The organism is Marinobacter salinus, assembly GCF_001854125.1.
Lineage (GTDB): Bacteria > Pseudomonadota > Gammaproteobacteria > Pseudomonadales > Oleiphilaceae > Marinobacter > Marinobacter salinus.
In genome coordinates, this window is sequence record NZ_CP017715.1 from 3481765 (window position 1) to 3499512 (window position 17748).

Genomic DNA, 17748 nt, shown 5'->3' on the forward strand with positions numbered 1-17748 from the left:
GTTAGGGTTGAGTGATTGTTCAAGTCGTTACAGTACGTTGTACGGTCAATCGGGCACAACTGGATGAAGGGGAAGTGTGGTCATGAAGATGCGGGTCGCGTTTGATGTCTATGGCACTCTGGTAGATCCCATGGGTATGTCAGAGTTGCTGAAACAGGATGCCGGTGATGATGCTGAAGCGGTGGCAGCGCTGTGGCGGGAAAAGCAGCTGGAGTTCTCCTTTCGAAAGGGGCTGATGAGAGTCTATGAGGATTTCGGGGTTTGTACCCGCCAGGCGCTGCGCTTTGCTATGGCGACTCGCAAGCTGCCATTATCTGAGCAGCGTGAGGACGAGTTGATGGCGGCCTATCTGTCCCTGCCTGCATTCGATGACTCGTTACCGGCGTTGAAAACCCTGAAAGGGCAGTATCCGTTGTTTGCGTTTTCCAATGGCAGTTATCCAGCGCTGGAGAAGGTGCTCGGACACAATGGTTTGCTTGAGCAGTTTGACGGGTTGGTGTCGGTGGATGACATTAAGAGTTTCAAGCCGGATCCGGCCGTCTATACCTATGCCCGTCGGGCCACCGGTGCTTGGGACGAGCCGTTATGTCTGGTGTCCAGTAATGCCTGGGACGTGATCGGGGCTCGGGCTGCGGGGTTGCTGGCAGTATGGGTCAAGCGGGATTCGGAGAAGGTGTTTGAGGACTGGGGGATTGAGCCTTCGGCTGTGATCGGTTCGCTTTCGGAGCTGCCGGAAACCCTGAATCGCCTTTGACCGAGGTGGCCTGGTTGTTTAATCAGATCGCTCTGCCAGCCACTCAGCCAATTCCAGCCAGCTTTCCTTTGGCGCTTTGCTGCCTGCCAGAATGCCCATATGACCACCAGGTACGACCCGAAAGGTTTTGTCTTCAGAGCTGACGTGATCCATCACCCGATTGGCGGCGTCCGGCGTGACCAGTGTGTCCTCGCTGCCGGCGATCGCCAGTAGGTTGGCGTTTACGTTTTCCAGGCGGGCGATGTCTTCGCCAATCTGGATCTCGCCCCTGGATAGCTGATTGTCGATCCAGACGCGCACGACGGTGTCCTGAATTATACCGCCGGGATAGGCGACCATCCGGTCAAGGAACGCCGAGGTGGTGGCATGGCTGGTGACGAATTCGCGGTCGCCCAGACGGACCACAAGTTCCCAGTAGCCCATGGCGCTGGCGACGGGGTTTGTCAGCTTGAAGCCGATGGTGTTGGCCCAGCCGGGCGTGTGGAACCAGTGTGGCTTGACGTTGTGAATCCGAAAACCGGTGCGTGTGCGCACGAACTCGGCAACGTCGGCCATGCGCTGGTTCAGCAGTCCGAGGATGCCGGAGGCGTGGCTGTCGATCGGCGAGCCGAGCACGATGGCGTTGCGGACATGCTGATCCTGGCTCAGGGCGGAGTAAAACAGGGTGAACATGCCGCCGAGGCTCCAGCCGTGCAGGGTAAGTTCCTGTTCGCCGCTGTGTTCCCGTACCCTGTTCAGGTAAGACGGCAAAAGCTCGGCCACGTAGGTGTGCAGGTTGTAGTGGCTGTGTGCTCGAGTAGGCACTCCCCAATCGATCAGGTAGACCTCGAAGCCTTTAGCGCGCAGGAAACGAACCAGGCTACGCTGGGGAAACAGGTCATAGATGAGCATGTTTACGGCCAGCGGCGGGATGATGACGACCGGGGTTCTGTGAGTCTGGCGCTCAACCGTCAGTACCATGTCGTCCAGCTCGATAAAATCTTCGTCCAGCGGCGGATAGTAACGAAGACTAACCAGCCCATCGCTGAAAAGTGTCTCAAAGGGTGTCTGGCCGGCCTGAACCAGGCTGGCCGTGCGGAATACGCGATCAAAGGCGTTGCTGGCGTAGTGCGCCGTCTGACGTTTTAATCCCGAGGCTTTGGTAATGGCGGCTTTGACGAAGTCTGGCATTGGCATGTCCATGGAAACGTGACCCGGGCGTATCGCAGAAAAACATCATCAACAATACGGCAAGCGCCCTGGCCAGGCTATGGCATATCCGTCCAACTCCATTGGCAAAGAGGTCACTTTCGGCTACTGCCCAAGTCTTGCTGCGATTGTTATCATTACCCACCATTTGGACACAACAACCACAACTGGAATCCCATGCTTAGTTTTCTTCCCGCTCCCGTTACTGGCGTACTTAATTCCCTTCTGCTGGGCATCAATACTTTGTTCTGGTGCATTCTGTTGTATATCCCGGCACTGCTGAAGCTCATTGTCCCGATTCAGGGCTTCCGGGTGCTCTGTACCAAGGCGATCATTGCCATTGCTGAAGCCTGGGTGGCCTGTAATGTCGGCTGGATGAAGCTGACCCACGGAACGAAGTGGGAGGTGAAGGGCGCGGAAAACCTCAAGCGGGAGAGTTGGTACCTGGTGCTTAGCAACCATCAGAGCTGGGTGGATATTCTGGCCATGCAGCGGGTGTTCAATCATCGGGCACCGTTTTTGAAGTTTTTCCTGAAGCAGCAGCTGATCTGGGTACCGGTGATTGGTCTGGCCTGGTGGGGGCTGGATTTCCCGTTCATGAAACGCTACACCCGCGAGTATCTGATCAAGCATCCGGAAAAGCGTGGCGAGGACCTCAAGGCCACCCGTATCGCCTGCGAGAAGTTTCGGTACACACCGGTCAGCGTCATGAATTTTGTGGAAGGCACCCGCTTTACCCAGGCCAAGCATGATAAGCAGAAGTCGCCCTACAAGCACCTGCTCATACCCAAGGCCGGTGGCGTGGCGTTTGTGCTGGACGCTATGGGTGACTCTATCCAGACACTGGTCGATGTCACCATCGCCTATCCGGGCGGAGCGCCGACGTTCTGGGATTTCATCTGCGGGCGGGTAAAGGAAATCAAGATGGAGATTCATACCGTTGATATCCCGGAACACCTTAAAGGCCGGGACTACTCAAAGGACGCGGAGCATCGCAGAAACGTGAAGGATTGGCTGGCGGAGCAATGGCGGGCCAAGGACGAACGGCTGGAAAAGATGTTGGGTTAAAAACGACTCAGCGTTCGCCTTTGTCGTCATCGTTTTCCACCTCATCCGGGTGTTCACGCTTGTAGCGCTCCCATTCTTCCCAGTCGTGAGGTGTGCCGGCGTGGGGCCGGCGCAGGTGTTTCGCATGCTCCATGGCGTTGTGGCGCAGGCTGTGATCCCGGCCCTCTTCTTCGTTGTCGAAACCGTATTTTTTCAGAAACTCATCGGGCGTGATGGGCATGACGCACCTCCATCAAACAGGAATTGTCCTTTGTTTTACGATGCGCCTGCCCGGCCGGTTTTTCAATTGTCTGTTGAATCCTTGCTGGCAGACTGAGCCTCTTTGTTTTCCACCAGTTTGAAATTGATCTGTCGGCGTTCTTCGTCCACACCTGCAAAGATGACTTTCACCGGCTGTTCCAGCTGGAAGATGCGGCCGTTCTTGTTGTGAATCAGGCGCAGGGTGACCGGATCGAAGCTGTACTTTCCGTCCAGGTCCTTGCAGCTGACAAACCCTTCCAGTCCATTGGTGTCGAGCCGGACGAAGAACCCGGCCGGGACTGTGCGGCTGATAACGCCGGTCATGGGCTCCTCCCCCAGAGTTCTGGCAAAGTCGCTCTTCAGCCACGCCTCAAGGCTGTTCGCGGCCTGGCGGGCCCGGATCTGGGCACTCTGAAGGCTTTCCAGCTGGTCCTCTGTCAGTGCCTTCATGGGAATATCCCACAGGGCGGCCTTGATCAGCCGATGTACGTAGAAGTCCGAGAACTTCCGCAGCGGTGAGGTGAACGTCGTATAGGCGTCAAGTCCCATGCCCTGGTGTGGAGCGGCCTGGAAGGCCAGCTCGGCCCGGGCCAGCTGCCTTGAAATGATGGCTTTTACCGGTACTTCTGCTTCCAGCTGATCGGTATGCTTCATGAGTTGGCGGAAGCCGTCCGCGCTGTTGGCATCTACCTCGGATAGGTGGGGGGCATGACTCTCCAGCAACGCACGAATGTTGTCGATACGGTCGTCCCGGAGACCGGGATGCCGGATAAACAGCCCGGAGGCCTGACGAGTCAGAAAATCGGCCGCACAGCGGTTAGCGGCCACCATGCATTCCTCAACGAGTCGGTGGGCTTCATTCTGCACTGAGGGCTCGATCAGGCGGATGCGCTTGTTCTCGTCCAGCCGCAACCGGAACTCGGGTCGGTCACCGCTGAGCAGGGCATGCTCGCTCCGCCATTTGCGCAACGCAGTGGCAACCTGGTGCAACTGATCCAGGCTGTTGGCTACTGCATCCGGCAGTGCCTTGATCTCGTCGTCTTCGCGCCCCTCAATCAGGTTGGCAACCAGCTCATAGCTGAGCTTGCGCTGGGAGCGGATGACGGCCTCATGAAAGCTGTAATCGCCAAGACTGCCATCGTTGTTGACTTGCAGGTCACACACCAGTGCCAAGCGGTTGACTTCCGGCATCAGGGAGCAGAGACGGGTGCTGATGCTGTCTGGCAGCATCGGCAGTGGTTCGCCCGGAAAGTAGATGGCCGTGGCGCGATTGAACGCTTCCTGCTCGACCGGGCTGTCAGACCCTATCAGCGAGGTTGGGTCAGCGATGGCGATTGACAGGGTCCAGCCGGTGGCATTGGGCTCCGCCTGCAGAGCGTCATCCATGTCCTGAGTGCCTGGGCTGTCTATGGTCACGTAGGGCTGGTCAGTCCGGTCCTGTCGATCGGCTCTCCCGGCTCCAATATCCTGCTCACTCAGCTGGTCAGCCTGTTGCTGAACGGCATCCGGCCAGGTATCCGCCAGATCGTATGTGGCCAGTGTCAGCGACCGCTCAATACCAGGCTCCCCGGCCTTGCCGATCACCCGCAGGACGCGGGCCTGTCCCTTACCGTCCTTTATCGGATGCTTGGAGATCTCGCAATAGATGTAATCGTCCGGCTGGGCGTTCATCCGCTCTTTTGGTGGAATGAAAATCCAGCGGTTAATGCCCGGAGTCTCCGGCACCACGAAATGCCCTTTGCCCTTGACCAGGTAACGGCCGACAAAGGTGGTCAGCCGGGTTGCCAGCAGTTCGTCTACCACACCCTGGGTTTTGCCCTTTTCTACTTCCTGCTCGGTTACGTTTACGCGATCGCCGGGCAGAACCTTTTGCATCTCTTCGGGGGGCAGAAAAACGTCCCGCCCTTCATCCAGGGCGACAAACCCGAAACGACCGTTGGTGGCTTTAACGGTGCCGGGAAAGACCACCTTGTTTTCCTCGATGTCGGATTTCAGCTGGCGCAATTGGCTGAGAGCGTCGGCATTAAGCATGAAGTAACCTGGCTGGTAAAAATGAATGATGGGGCGGAGTATAACGGTTATGGCCCCATGCGTCAGATGGAGGAAGCAGGTATTAAGGACTTTTAAAGGTGCGGGTCAGATCTCTAGCCGGTAACGGCCGGGTTATCCCCCGGCCGTTACCGGCCCATCTTCATATTTGGCAATGCACACTCGATTGCGCCCCTGGTTCTTGGCCTGGTACAGCGCTCTGTCAGCTTGTCGAAGGATGGTATTGCTATTGTCCTCGGGGCTGCACAGGTAGCCACCCACACTGACTGTCACGACATGCCCGGTTTTTCGGCTTTCCTGTTCCACCAGCTGGCGTATGCGCCCGGCGATTTGCTCAAGTGTCTGTTGGTCACACGGCGACAGCAGAACCACAAACTCGTCGCCGCCCCAGCGCCCCGGGTGGTCGTAAGGACGAACGCCGGCCTTCAGCCAGAGTGCCACGCGGCAGAGAATCTCGTCGCCCGCCTGATGCCCGAGCTGGTCATTGATGGTTTTGAAGTGATCGATATCGAGCCAGATAATGCCGAACCCGGTGCCCTGTCGTTTCGCCCGCTGAATTTCCTCATCCAGGACTTCATCGAGTCCCCGCCGGTTTTTCAGCCCCGTGAGCGGGTCAATACGGGCAAGACGGTTCAGTTCGTCCGTGCGTTGGGCCACCTTGTTTTCAAGGTCCCGGGTAGAGTGCCGAAGCCCCTGGCTCATTTTTTCAAAGTGGTCTGCCAGCCGGCCAATTTCATTATCGGGTTTGTCCATTCTGGGCAGCTCAAAGCTACCGTCCCGGACTTTCTCTACCGCATGCTCCAGAGTCATGATGGGTTTAAGGATCTTGGACTGGATAATCAGGTGGAACAGTGCCAGCGTCACGAGCAGGCTTACCAGGAAAACACCGACAAGTGGCCAGAGGTAACTGGTGGGCAGCAGGGTATTGAGGTCCAGCAGTGTGATTTCGAACCAGCCGATGGCAGGCAGGAAGGCGACACCGGCCAGGTGCTTGCGCCCGTCGACGGTGACAAAGCCACTTTCAACTTCGCCTGCCTGATCTCCCTTCTTTTTAAGGAGTTGCAGCATGCCGAGAATCTGTTGTTTGTCTTCGGGGTCGTCAAACAGCAGATCAACCGTGTTCTTCTGGCCTTCGGGCTTGATGATGCTGGCGAAGTCTATGTAGTTACGGTCGCGGTACAGCTGAATCGCACCGTTGTAATCCACGAACAGAGTGGTAATGCCTTCCTGACCGATATCGACAATATCCTGGAGGAAGTCGTCGAGGTTGAGTCCGGTGCCGACCATACCGACCACCTGGTTTTCCGCATCCCGCATCAGCACATCGATCCAGAGTTTGGTGACTCCGAGCTCAACATCAGGGTTCACGTTCAGGTGAAAATCCCGGCCTTCTTCGATCAGCTGAAAAAACCAGGCGTCATCCGGCTTGTCCTGGTCCAGTACGTACCGGAACTGATCCCCGGCGAATTCATTAGCGGCGTTGTTGTAGTAATAATGCCCATTTTTACGCAAGGCAACGAAGTAACTGTTGTCTCGAAAATTGGAACGGAAACTTTCCATCTGGCGTATGGCTTCGGTCTTAAGCCCGTCAACTGCCGGAGCTTGGGCCCAGTTGACCAGTGCCGATGACTGGGCCATCTGCTTCGCGAGACCGATTTCACGCTCAAGGGACTGCAAGAGCCGGGCGCTGTCATAGCGAACCTGTATTTCCGCAACTTGCTGTCCCCATCGCTCGATAATGTCTTCGGACAACTCCCGGTAGGCGAGCCAGGATGCGATGGCTGCAACGGTGATCAGGCAGGCTGCCAGGCCGAGAATACGAGTTTTCAGGCTCAAAAAAAGGGTCCCTCATCGGTGAACAGAATGGTCGGAGGCAATGATAGAACACTGAATGAGCAGAGTGTAGAAAAAACAGACAGAATAGTTGTTTGTTGGAGAGGCTGTTTGCCAGCATAGCCCCGGACCAGATCGCCCGGATCAGGGCTTGATGCCGGCGCCGTATCAGTTGTGTTCGGAGAACACCCGCGTCTGCCCCTTGTCGTTGAACAGCAGCACCTGGTAGTGGTCCTTGCGACCGCCCATTTCCATGCCCGGAGAGCCGACCGGCATGCCGGGAACGCTCAGACCTTTGGCCTGTGGAGCTTCAGCGATGAGACGGCGGATATCGCTGGCGGGAACGTGGCCTTCGATCACGTAGTCACCAATGAATGCGGTATGGCAGCTTGCCAAAGCCGGGGTGAGACCGGCGTCGATTTTTACCGGGTTGAGGTTATTGGTTTCTGTGACGTCCACGTCAAAGCCGTTGTCTTCCAGGTGTCTGACCCAGTCCTTGCAGCAGCCACAGGTAGGTGACTTGTAGACATGGATGTTCTGCGCCGCGCCTGCAGCCATCAAAGGCGTACTGAAGCTGATGACGGCGGTCAGTGCGAACCCGAGAGCCTGTTTTTTCATGAGAGTGTCCTCAGTGAGAGAAAGACTAGTGATGACTGTGATCGTTTTCCTGAGGCTCGCCGGTTGATGGCGACAGCCAGAACCACCAGACAATAGCCGCCATAAGTAGCACGCCTCCAGCATTGACCAATAGGGTATCCATCAGTTCCGCTCCTGTCTTGGATTTTGCTCGGTAAATGATGAGTCTTTCCGGGGATTTTGACTGGTTCTAAACAGCCGTAACCGGTTGGCGTTGGATACCACGGTAACCGACGACATCGACATGGCCGCGCCAGCCAGGATAGGGCTCATCAGGATGCCCCATGCCGGGTACAACAGACCGGCGGCGACCGGGATGCCCAGGCTGTTATAGATGAAGGCGCCAAACAGGTTCTGGTGGATGTTTTTCACCGTGGCCCGGGAAATTTCGATGGCGTCAGGCACGCCATGCAGGGAACCGCGCATCAGGGTAATGGCAGCACTTTCGATGGCTACATCGGTGCCGGTTCCAATGGCGAAGCCCACATCCGCGGCCGCCAGAGCCGGAGCATCGTTGATGCCGTCACCGACCATGGCGACGGTATAACCCAAACCACGCATCTGGCTGACGACGTCAGCTTTGTCTTCCGGCAGGACCTCCGCCCGGTAGTCATCAATGCCTGCTTTGGTGGCGATGGCTTTGGCAGTGGCATCGACATCGCCGGTAACCATCATGACCTTGAGGCCCGCGTCGTGAAGCCGTGCAATGGCGGCTTTGGAATCGGGCTTGATAGCATCAGCCACGCCGATCACACCAAGCACCTGCTCCCCGTGGGCCAGAAACAATGGCGTGCCCGCTTCTTCTGTAATTTCCCGGGCTGCGCCCTTCAGGGGTGTGAGGTCCAGCCCCTGGGTTTCAAGCCAGCGACGATTGCCAAGGCGCACAGGCTGGCCTTCGAAATTGCCTTTGACCCCTTTACCATTCAGTGCCTCGAAGCCATCGACCCGGTCAGCTTGTACATCGTCGGCTTTAGCCTTGCTGAGAATGGCTTCGGCCAGCGGGTGTTCTGAATGCTGTTCGAGACCGGCGGCCAGGCTCAGCAGTCTGTTTTCATCACCGTTTACGGCATGAACCCGGGTGACGGCGGGGTGGCCTTCGGTAATGGTGCCGGTCTTGTCAAGAATAACCAGGTCCAGCTTGCCCGCGGTCTGCAGGGCATCACCCTGGCGAATCAGCGCACCGTATTCAGCGGCCTTGCCCACGCCAACCATGACCGACATGGGCGTGGCCAGACCCAGAGCACAGGGACAGGCGATGATTAGCACCGTGGTTGCTGCCACCATCATGTGAACGACGGCAGGTTCCGGCCCGACGTTATACCAGATGAGGGCGGCCACCACGGCAATCAACATGACGGTTGGTACGAAAACCGATGAAATCTTGTCCGCCAGGCGACCGATAGCCGGTTTCGAGCCCTGGGCCTTTTTAACCAGCCTGATGATCTGGGCCAGAGCTGTCTCGCTACCCACCCGGGTGGCTTCATAGATGACGGAGCCGTGGGTATTCAGGGTACCGGCAGAAACCTCGTCCCCTTCACCCTTACTGACGGGCATTGGCTCACCCGTCAGCATGCTTTCATCGATTCGGGTGTGGCCCTCGGTAATCAAGCCGTCCACCGGAAGTTTTTCACCGGGACGTACTCTTATGCGGTCGCCTCTCTGGACGTCTTCCACGGGAATATCCCGCTCCTCTCCATCGCGAAGCACCCGGGCGGTTTTGGCCCGAAGGTCCAGCAGCCGGCGTACCGCTTCCGAGGTCTTGCCTTTGGCGCGAAGCTCCAAAGCCTGACCGAGATTGATCAGGCCGATAATCATGGCGGAGGCCTCAAAATAAACGTGCCGCGCCATTTCCGGTAAGGCTCCGGGCACGCTTGCGACAACCATGGAATAAATCCAGGCGGTGCCGGTACCCAATGCAATCAGCGTATCCATGTTGGCGTTATGGTGCTTGAAGGCTTTCCAGGCGCCGGTATAAAAATGCCCGCCTGTTGCGGCCATGACAATCAATGTGAGCATTCCCAGCCCAAGCCAGATGCCCTGGTTTGCGCCGGTCACCATCATCGTGCTGAAGCCCATGCCCCAGACCATCAGGCCCAGGCCAAGGGACAGACTCACCGCCATCTTTATCAATAGCGTGCGGTACTGTTTCCGGTCCTGTGCCTGCTTGCGGTCATCCGCCTGGTCCGGATCCTCTATCACGCTGGCGCCATAGCCCGAGCTTTCAACAGCCTTTACCAGCGCGTGGGGGTCGGCCTGCCCGGCGGCAGTGGCTGTGTTGTCCGCCAGGTTCATATGGGCATGGGTAACGCCCGGAACCGATTTCAGCGCCTTCTCAATGGTATTGACGCAAGACGCACAGGTCGCGCCGGTCACCGACAAATGAATCTGGTCATCGCCGGATGTTGCTGGCGTGGTCTGTGCCTCGTCGGATTTCTGGTGCCCTTTGTGTCCGGTCTCCGGTTTATTCTGGTCATTGGCCTGCTTCGAGCTGCAACAACTGGCGCCGGATTCTGCCGATCTGTGCACCGGTTCGGCGGGATAGCCGGTCTCGGTCACAATGCGCGCAGCTTCATCAGCGTCAGTGCCTTCGGGCAATGCCACCGTCTGATCCTCAAGGTTGACCTCTACCAGTTCGGTATCGCCGGTCAGAGGTTCCAGGGCATTGCGGATCTTCTTAGCGCAGCCCTGGCATGAGGCGCCAGAGATGCTGAGAGTCGTCTGAAGCACGGGTATATCGCTCATGATGATTTACTCCTGAGCCTGCTTTGCCGGGATGCTGTCGTCCCAGTGTTCAATCAATCGACAGATGGTATGTCCATCCGGGGTCCCATCAGGCATATCGCGCCAGGCGCTGAGCGCCGTTTCCATTCGTTCACGCAGCTGCTGAAGCTCTGTGATCTCCCGCTCAACCTCCAGCAATCGCTGTTCAAACACCTTACGAACCATCGGGCAGGGCGAATGGTGATCGTCCGCCTGGTCCAGAATGGCCCGGATCTCAGGCAGCGAGAAACCTAATTGCCTGGCTTTTCGCGCAAAACGCAGACGGCGGAGGTCGTCGGTATCGAATTGTTGATAATTGTTGTCCGGATTACGGGTCGGGTTCAGCAATCCTTCCCGGGTGTAGAAACGGACAGTGTCGGGGTTTACCGCCGCCGCTTCTGCTATTTCTTTGACTTTCATTCGTGAATCCCCTGCCTGAGTTGGCGAAGTGGCCGCTACCCCCAAGCGGACACGGCATGCACCCCACATGAACTTATTGAGAATAGACTAAAACCTGTGAGCTACTCACAGGTCAAAGCTTTTTTGGAAGGGAGAGTTACTTACTTTTGGCGCGCAGAAAGGCACCGCAACTCTTGCACTGGTCTGGCGCCATCAGCTTCGCCTGCCAGCCAATCTTATGGCCACAGGCCGGACACTTCAGTTTCAGCTGGAGAACGATGATTGGAACAATCAGCAGGGCAATCAGAATGCCCAGAGACTCCCAGCTTTCGCCACTGGACAGCCCCAGCTGGCTGCTGAACACCAGGATGATGGTCAGTGCCAAGAAGGCAAACATGAAGTAGTTGCGGTTCCAGCGTTCCCAGCGGCGGATCTCGCTGTCCTGTTCCGGAGTCAGGTATTTTGCAGCCATAGAAAGTCACCCAAACAATGTAACCCTAATGGTGGGGGTGGCTGATCGCTATTACAATCCGCTATCCATTACCGCACCCGGCACCAGTATGCCCTCGGCTAATACCTTTTCCAGTTCTTCGGCCGGAATCGGCCGGCTGATCAGGTATCCCTGAACCAGGTTGCATCGATGATTTTTCAGGAAGGTCAGCTGCGCTTCGGTTTCCACGCCTTCAGCTACCACCTGGATGCCCAGATTGTGGGCCAGATTTATTACAGCGCGGGTGATAACGGCGTCGTCGTGTCGTTCTGCCACATCAGTGATGAACGAACGGTCAATCTTCAGCAAATCTACCGGGAAATCCCGCAGGTAACCCAGCGAGGAATAGCCAACTCCGAAATCATCTATGGCGAGGTGCACCCCCAGCTGACGCAGGCGCGAAAGCTGGTTCAGGTTGTGCTCGATGTTCTGGATGAAAATTTCCTCGGTCAGTTCGACTTCGAGGCGATCGGCGGACACATTCTCGGCATCCAGGGCTTCTCGGATATTATCCACCAGCTTTTCATCATCCAGCTCCCGGCCAGACAGGTTCACCGCGATTTTCAGATGTTCATAGGGAGTGCCCTTCCAGGCCGCCAGTTGGCGACATGCGGCCATCACGACCCAGCGGCCAATCTCGGTAATCCGTCCGCTTTCCTCGGCCAGCGGAATAAACTCGATCGGCGGCAGCAGGCCCCGGCGCGGGTGGTGCCAGCGAATCAACGCCTCAACACTGTGTATCTCGGAGCTGTCAAGGTCCAACTGTGGCTGGTAATAGAGGACAAATTCGTTGTTAGTGAGTGCCTGGCTCAGATCCTTGTCGAGCTCCAGCCGCAGGACCTCCCGGTCCTGCATGCCCTCGGTGTAGAACTGGTAGGTGTTGCGGCCCTGCTCCTTTGCCCGATACAGGGCTATGTCGGCATTGCGCATCAAAGTATCTGCATCCAGGCCACTTTGTGGATATACCGCGACGCCCATTGTAGCCGTGACACTGTGTCCTTCGTTCTGAACATCGAAGGGTTGCTCGAAGCATTGCTTGATCTGGCCGAGCAGGTGAATAACATCGTCGATGTCATCCACTTGCTGTTGGCAGATCATAAATTCATCGCCGCCGGAATAAGCCACCAGAATTCGTTCATTGCTCAGTTGGTTCAGCCGCTCGGATATTTTTATCAGCAATTCATCACCGAACTGGTGGCCAAGGGAATCGTTAAGCATCTGGAACCGGTCAAGATCCAGCATGATCAGGGCAACCTGTCGCATCTGGCGATCGGCAATGTTCAGTGTGTGAGCTAGGTCCTCCATGAAGAATCGACGGTTGGCCAGGCCGGTCAGGGTGTCGGTGGACTCCAGCCTTGCCAGATCCTGCTGCATGCTCTTGCGCTGATAAATTTCCCTGTCCAGCTCCTTACGGGTTTTCAGCAGGGCCTGATTGCGTTTCAGAATAAGCTGGACGAGCAAGGTTGTCAGGCTGGTCAGCAGACCCATCAAAAGCAGTGAGGAAAAGGTCACTGCCGGCCAATAGCTGCGCCGTTCGTCGACCCACTCCACGCTTGGTTTCACGGTAATCGACCAATTCAGAATGGGCTGCTCAACCTGCTCGGTTTGAGAGAATAAGGGACTGGTGGTCATGGAGTCGTTGAGCTCATAGCTCATTACACCATTCCGTCGGATCTCAATTTTGAAGGATTCCAGAACCCGGTTCGTCAGTAACTGCCGGGCCAGGGTTTCCATCCGGAACACACCGGCAATAAACCCACGATTGTCTGCGGCTGCGCCAACCGGCGCATAGATGACAAGCCCCTTGCCCCCCTGCCGTAAATCGATCACACCCGAGATGTCGAGCTCTCCCGAGCGTTGGGCGATTTCCAGGGCTTCGCGACGCTGATCGGAAAAGGCCACGTTAAAACCGATAACATCCTCGTTCCCGGAGTAGGGTTCCAGCCAGCGAATAATGAAATCCCTGTCAATCCACTCAATTGCCTGATAAACACCAAAATCCTGGAGATGATTCCGGGCGTCGCGGCGCCAGTTCTGCTCAGAGGTTTCCGGGTTGGTGTGCATGCGGTCGGCCATGCGCCGGATTGCTCCGGCAAGAATAGTGAACTCCCGTTCCAGGGTGTTCGCGAGCGCACGGGTTTCGTTGGCGAGATTGGTGTTGATTTGACTGTTGTCTTGCCGGATAAGGCCTTCCCGAAGACCAGCAGCGAGACCGAGAAAAACCAGAAAGATCACCACCGGAAACGCCGGACTGAGCAGGCCTTTCACTATAATATTGATAGGTGGTGCCGGTTTTTCCACAGTATGCTCCGCAGCTGGCATGAAGGTTACCGGATTGTCGGCAGGCCGGTGGCGATTATGAGGCATTTTCGCTTGAGGTTGCCATCAGTTCGTGAAGGCGCCCCCTGAGGGAAACACCATACGCGCCGTCTGGCAAGGGCGAAATGATCTCCGGCAGACTCTGATCCTCTGTTACCGTGCTGGCCAAATCGACGATGCGGGGTCTGACAGGGTTCTTGTTGGCATCCAGCAACACTTCAACACGGGGTTTCAACTTTCGTCCCGGATGGGTGGCGACCACAATGGCGACTTCGCCGGTGTTAAGTTCGACCAGGCTGCCAGGCGGATAAACGCCAATCATCCGGATGAAGGCCTCCACCATGCTGGCATCAAACTGTTGCCCGCGATTGCGGAACAGGATACTGATTGCCTCCGGAGTAGAGAGGCCGTCCCGGTAACAACGATCACTGGTAATGGCATCGAACGCATCCACGATGGAAATCAGGCGGGCAAACCGGCTGATTTGCCACTCTGTCAGTTGCTGGGGGTAGCCCTGTCCATCTATGCGTTCGTGATGGTGTCGGGTTACGTCACTGATGATCGGGTCCAGAGTCCTGTCGGCACGCAACAGTTCGTAACCCAGAGTGGTGTGCTCCCTCATCGCCCGGAACTCATCGGGAGTCAGTGCGCCAGGTTTGTTCAGGATCGCATCTGATACTTTCAGTTTGCCCAGGTCATGAAGCAGTCCGCACATGCCGACGGTTTCCAGGTCTTCATCCGGCACTCCGAGAAAGCGGGCAAAAGCCACTGAAAAAACGGCGACACGAAGACAGTGTTCGGCAGTGTAGGCATCCCTGCTCTTGATGCGGCTCATCCAGAACATGGCACTGGCGTTGTTTTTTATGCTTTCAACGCACTCGCAGATTATCGGGCGGGCGGCCTGAAGATCGGGATAATTACCCCCGTTGATTTCTGCAGTAATCTGCTGGACGAATTGTTGGGTCCGATTCCAGGCCTGATGGGCCCGGGGTATTTCCTCTGCCAGAGACCGGGCCTCTGCCTGTGGTTCTGTCGTCCGTTTTTTAAGTGCGGAAATGCAATCCAGAATCGGGTTCAGGCGCTCTTCAGTATCTTCCACCAAGACCCACTCGCAATATTGGCGAAGAATTTGCGCCTGGGAGTCATCGGTGAGGGTGAACCCCTGGAAAAGGACAGGCACTTCCGTCCAGGGGCGATCCAGCTTCACGATTTTCAGACCGGGTTCGAGCAAGTCGACCGGCAGTCTCACCCGCTGCAACGTGGTTGTCTGGCTTGGCGCTTTAACGCTAGGGCTTTTGGAGGCAGACTTCGCCGGTGCTGCTGAATTGCTGGATTTACGTCGGAACCACATGGCTCAACCAGTCTTTTGATTATTTCAGCGGATTATGGCAGACCCGGCGGCCGTGTCATAGCGAGCGGGGGGAAGTGTGACGAACCTCTCACTTCGGAGCAAATTCAGGCCCGGCCAGGCAGCCTTGAAACGCCGAGGCGGGGTATTTCCTGCTTGGGGCATCGGTCCATGACCACGGTCAGCCCAGCCGCTTCAGCTCGGGCGGCGCCGTCTTCATTAATCACGCCAATCTGAAGCCAGAGAGCGGGAATGCTTAGCTCGATAGCTTCATCAATGAGGGCGTCAGTGCGCTCAGGAGCCAGGAACAGATCCACCATGTCCACCGGCTCAGGCAGCGAAGCGAGGTCGGCATAGACGGTTTCCCCCAGCAGCGTTTTGCCGGCAATCCGGGGGTTGACCGGAATCACCCGGTAACCCTGCTCCTGTAGAAACTCCATGACTTCATGGGACGGACGGTTGGTCTTTTCACTGGCGCCCACAAGCGCGATTGTGCGAACGCGCTCCAGGAGGGCGCGCATCTGTTCCGGAGAGTTACTCGGCATGGTCGGGATAAGCCTGAATGGGTTTAACGATGTGCCTCAAGACATACAGACACGGACTCGGCATAGCGTAACGCGTGAGGCTTGTCGATTTCCACCTGGGCCCACCGTACCGCCTGGTGTTCCATGACGATACTCAGTACTTCGTGTGTAAGCCGTTCCAGCAGGGCAAACCGGTTACCATCCACATGATGGATGATCTGCTTGGTGATTGTGCGGTAGTTGAGCGCCGCGGAAATCTCATTCTCATTGATGGCATCGGCGGCATCGTAGGTCAAACAGACGTTGATCAACACGTCCTGCTGATTGTTGATCTCTTCGTCTTTTATGCCGATATAGGCTCGCAGCAGAAGATCCTTGATGCGGACTCGGGCCTGATGGTTTCCGATTACGTCTGTCATAGCGTCTCCGTTATCCAGGGTTGGATCAGCGGTTGTTGCCAATGAGGTTGAGGAACTCGGTGCGAGTTGCCTGGGATTTCCGGAACTGCCCAAGCATCATCGACGTTTTCATTCGCGAGTTCTGTTTTTCCACGCCCCGCATCATCATGCACATGTGCTGGGCTTCGATAACCACGGCCACACCCTTGGCATTAGTGACGCTTTCGACGGCCTCGGCAATCTGGCGGGTCAGATTCTCCTGAATCTGAAGGCGGCGTGCATACATATCGACGATGCGGGCGAACTTGGACAGTCCGAGAACCTTGCCCTGAGGCAGGTAGGCAATGTGGCACTTGCCGATAAACGGCAACATGTGGTGTTCACACATGCTATACAGTTCAATGTCCTGGACAACCACCATTTCATCCATGGCAGATTCGAAGACGGCGTTATTCACCAGGTCGCCCAGACTTTGCTGGTAGCCCTGGGTAAGGAACTGCATCGCCTTGGCGGCACGCATTGGAGTGTCTTGCAGACCTTCGCGGCTGGTGTCTTCACCGAGTCCGTTGATAATGGCGGTGTAGTGGCCCGCGAGGTCGTCAAGGAGTTTGGTCATAGTCAATTCCGGTCAGCTGTGTCGTACATGGGCGAAAGCTTAAGGCAATTCGCCCATGATCTCTACGCTTTACGCTGACCTGTCAGGAAAAGACCACTTTGGCTTTGATGCCGTGCCTGCTCTGCTGCAGGGCTATGGCAGATGATCCCGGATTGTTTTACAGTTTGAGGCTCTGAAAGTCACCGGGGATAATGCATGGAACAGGTGATAGCCAACGCCCGAACCGACGCCAATAAAGGGCGCGAGGCGAGTAGCCTTGAGGGATGGCAGCATGGAGGCAAGTGGTTCAGTTACGGGGGGCATGCGATCTTCAGTCGCATGGCCGGTCACGGTGAACCACTGGTTCTGATTCATGGCTTTCCAACGGCCAGTTGGGATTGGAGCCGGGTATGGCCGATGCTGGCTCAGCAACACAATGTCCTGACGATCGACATGCTTGGATTCGGTTTCTCGGACAAGCCCGTGGCCTACCCGTACAGCATTGAGGATCAGGCAGACCTGCTCCAGGGCTGGATCGAGGGACTTGGCCTGGCGTCGGTCCATTTGATGGCCCATGACTACGGGTGCAGTGTGACTCAGGAGCTAATGGCCCGAGAGCAGGAGGGAGTGCTGCAGTTTGGCATTGCCAGTGTCTGCTTTCTCAATGGAGCCCTGTTTCCTGAAGTCCACAACCCATTGCTGATTCAGAAGCTCTTGAATAGCCGGCTGGGGGGGCTGATCAGTCGTGGCTTGACCCGCCGCACCTTCGAGCGGAACTTCCGCCGCCTGTTCGGCAGCCAGAACCCGCCAGATCATCAGGATCTGGAGGACTTCTGGCAGTTGCTGACCTACAACAATGGACGCGGCATCCTTCATCATCTGATTCAGTTCATGGAAGAGCGTCGGTGCCACCGAAATCGCTGGGTAGGTGCTCTGCAAAATGCCCGTCAGCCAATGCGCCTGATTTCCGGAACTTCGGATCCTGTGTCCGGGGCTGCCATGGCAAGACGTTATCGGGAGCTGATCTCGGAAGCGGATGTGGTGAGCCTCAGGAACGTGGGGCACTATCCCCATTTCGAGTGTCCCTGGGATGTATTCAGCGCTTATCGGGATTTCAGAAAGCGGGCGCAGTAATCCGGATTCTTTG

The 17748-nt window shown here is 56.7% G+C and carries 16 protein-coding genes; 3 read left to right on the forward strand and 13 right to left on the reverse strand.

Translation table 11 applies throughout. From position 1 onward, the window contains the following. Window positions 1-82: 82 nt before the first annotated feature. On the forward strand, window positions 83-754 hold the full coding sequence (locus tag BKP64_RS16105) for a haloacid dehalogenase type II (protein ID WP_070972441.1): 672 nt from the start codon (window positions 83-85) through the stop codon (window positions 752-754). 18 nt (window positions 755-772) lie between these two features. Here the strand turns inward: BKP64_RS16105 and BKP64_RS16110 are convergent, their stop codons facing one another. Continuing rightward, window positions 773-1924, reverse strand: a complete 1152-nt coding sequence (locus BKP64_RS16110; RefSeq protein ID WP_070972444.1) for an alpha/beta fold hydrolase — start codon at window positions 1922-1924, stop codon at window positions 773-775. A 195-nt stretch (window positions 1925-2119) separates the two neighbouring features. Between BKP64_RS16110 and BKP64_RS16115 the strand changes: the two genes are divergently transcribed. Next, complete coding sequence (locus BKP64_RS16115; RefSeq protein WP_070972447.1) at window positions 2120-3010, forward strand: acyltransferase; 891 nt, start codon at window positions 2120-2122, stop codon at window positions 3008-3010. 7 nt (window positions 3011-3017) lie between these two features. On the opposite strand, the gene BKP64_RS16120 is transcribed toward BKP64_RS16115, so the two are convergent. The 12 genes from BKP64_RS16120 to folE all read right to left on the reverse strand — a co-directional run bounded on the left by BKP64_RS16120 (window position 3018) and on the right by folE (window position 16622). After that, window positions 3018-3230: a hypothetical protein gene (locus BKP64_RS16120; RefSeq protein ID WP_070972450.1), complete on the reverse strand. Its 213-nt coding sequence runs from the start codon at window positions 3228-3230 to the stop codon at window positions 3018-3020. Between the two features lie 62 nt (window positions 3231-3292). Then, window positions 3293-5281 carry a ribonuclease R family protein gene (locus tag BKP64_RS16125; protein WP_070972452.1) on the reverse strand — a complete coding sequence of 663 codons (1989 nt, stop codon included), beginning with the start codon at window positions 5279-5281 and terminating at the stop codon, window positions 3293-3295. Window positions 5282-5413: 132 nt separating this feature from the next. Beyond that, entirely contained in the window at window positions 5414-7135 is a 1722-nt protein-coding gene (locus BKP64_RS16130) for a sensor domain-containing diguanylate cyclase (RefSeq protein ID WP_070972455.1), read from the reverse strand. A gap of 165 nt (window positions 7136-7300) precedes the next feature. Further along, entirely contained in the window at window positions 7301-7750 is a 450-nt protein-coding gene (locus BKP64_RS16135) for a DUF411 domain-containing protein (protein ID WP_070972457.1), read from the reverse strand. Window positions 7751-7891: 141 nt separating this feature from the next. Continuing rightward, entirely contained in the window at window positions 7892-10510 is a 2619-nt protein-coding gene (locus BKP64_RS16140) for a heavy metal translocating P-type ATPase (RefSeq protein ID WP_070972459.1), read from the reverse strand. 6 nt (window positions 10511-10516) lie between these two features. Further along, complete coding sequence (locus BKP64_RS16145) at window positions 10517-10948, reverse strand: MerR family transcriptional regulator (protein WP_070972461.1); 432 nt, start codon at window positions 10946-10948, stop codon at window positions 10517-10519. 136 nt (window positions 10949-11084) lie between these two features. Further along, entirely contained in the window at window positions 11085-11399 is a 315-nt protein-coding gene (locus BKP64_RS16150; protein ID WP_070972463.1) for a hypothetical protein, read from the reverse strand. A 51-nt stretch (window positions 11400-11450) separates the two neighbouring features. Continuing rightward, window positions 11451-13739 carry a putative bifunctional diguanylate cyclase/phosphodiesterase gene (locus BKP64_RS16155; protein WP_083329243.1) on the reverse strand — a complete coding sequence of 763 codons (2289 nt, stop codon included), beginning with the start codon at window positions 13737-13739 and terminating at the stop codon, window positions 11451-11453. Window positions 13740-13773: 34 nt separating this feature from the next. Next, entirely contained in the window at window positions 13774-15087 is a 1314-nt protein-coding gene (locus BKP64_RS16160; RefSeq protein WP_083329244.1) for an HD-GYP domain-containing protein, read from the reverse strand. Between the two features lie 104 nt (window positions 15088-15191). After that, window positions 15192-15629, reverse strand: coding sequence for a CoA-binding protein (locus tag BKP64_RS16165; protein WP_070972468.1), 438 nt, complete (start codon window positions 15627-15629; stop codon window positions 15192-15194). A gap of 23 nt (window positions 15630-15652) precedes the next feature. After that, entirely contained in the window at window positions 15653-16027 is a 375-nt protein-coding gene (gene folX / locus BKP64_RS16170; RefSeq protein ID WP_070972470.1) for a dihydroneopterin triphosphate 2'-epimerase, read from the reverse strand. A 25-nt stretch (window positions 16028-16052) separates the two neighbouring features. Continuing rightward, window positions 16053-16622 (reverse strand): GTP cyclohydrolase I FolE, encoded by a 570-nt coding sequence (gene folE, locus BKP64_RS16175; protein ID WP_070972472.1) that lies wholly within the window; start codon window positions 16620-16622, stop codon window positions 16053-16055. Window positions 16623-16817: 195 nt separating this feature from the next. Between folE and BKP64_RS16180 the strand changes: the two genes are divergently transcribed. After that, complete coding sequence (locus BKP64_RS16180; protein ID WP_070972474.1) at window positions 16818-17735, forward strand: alpha/beta fold hydrolase; 918 nt, start codon at window positions 16818-16820, stop codon at window positions 17733-17735. Window positions 17736-17748 lie beyond the last annotated feature (13 nt).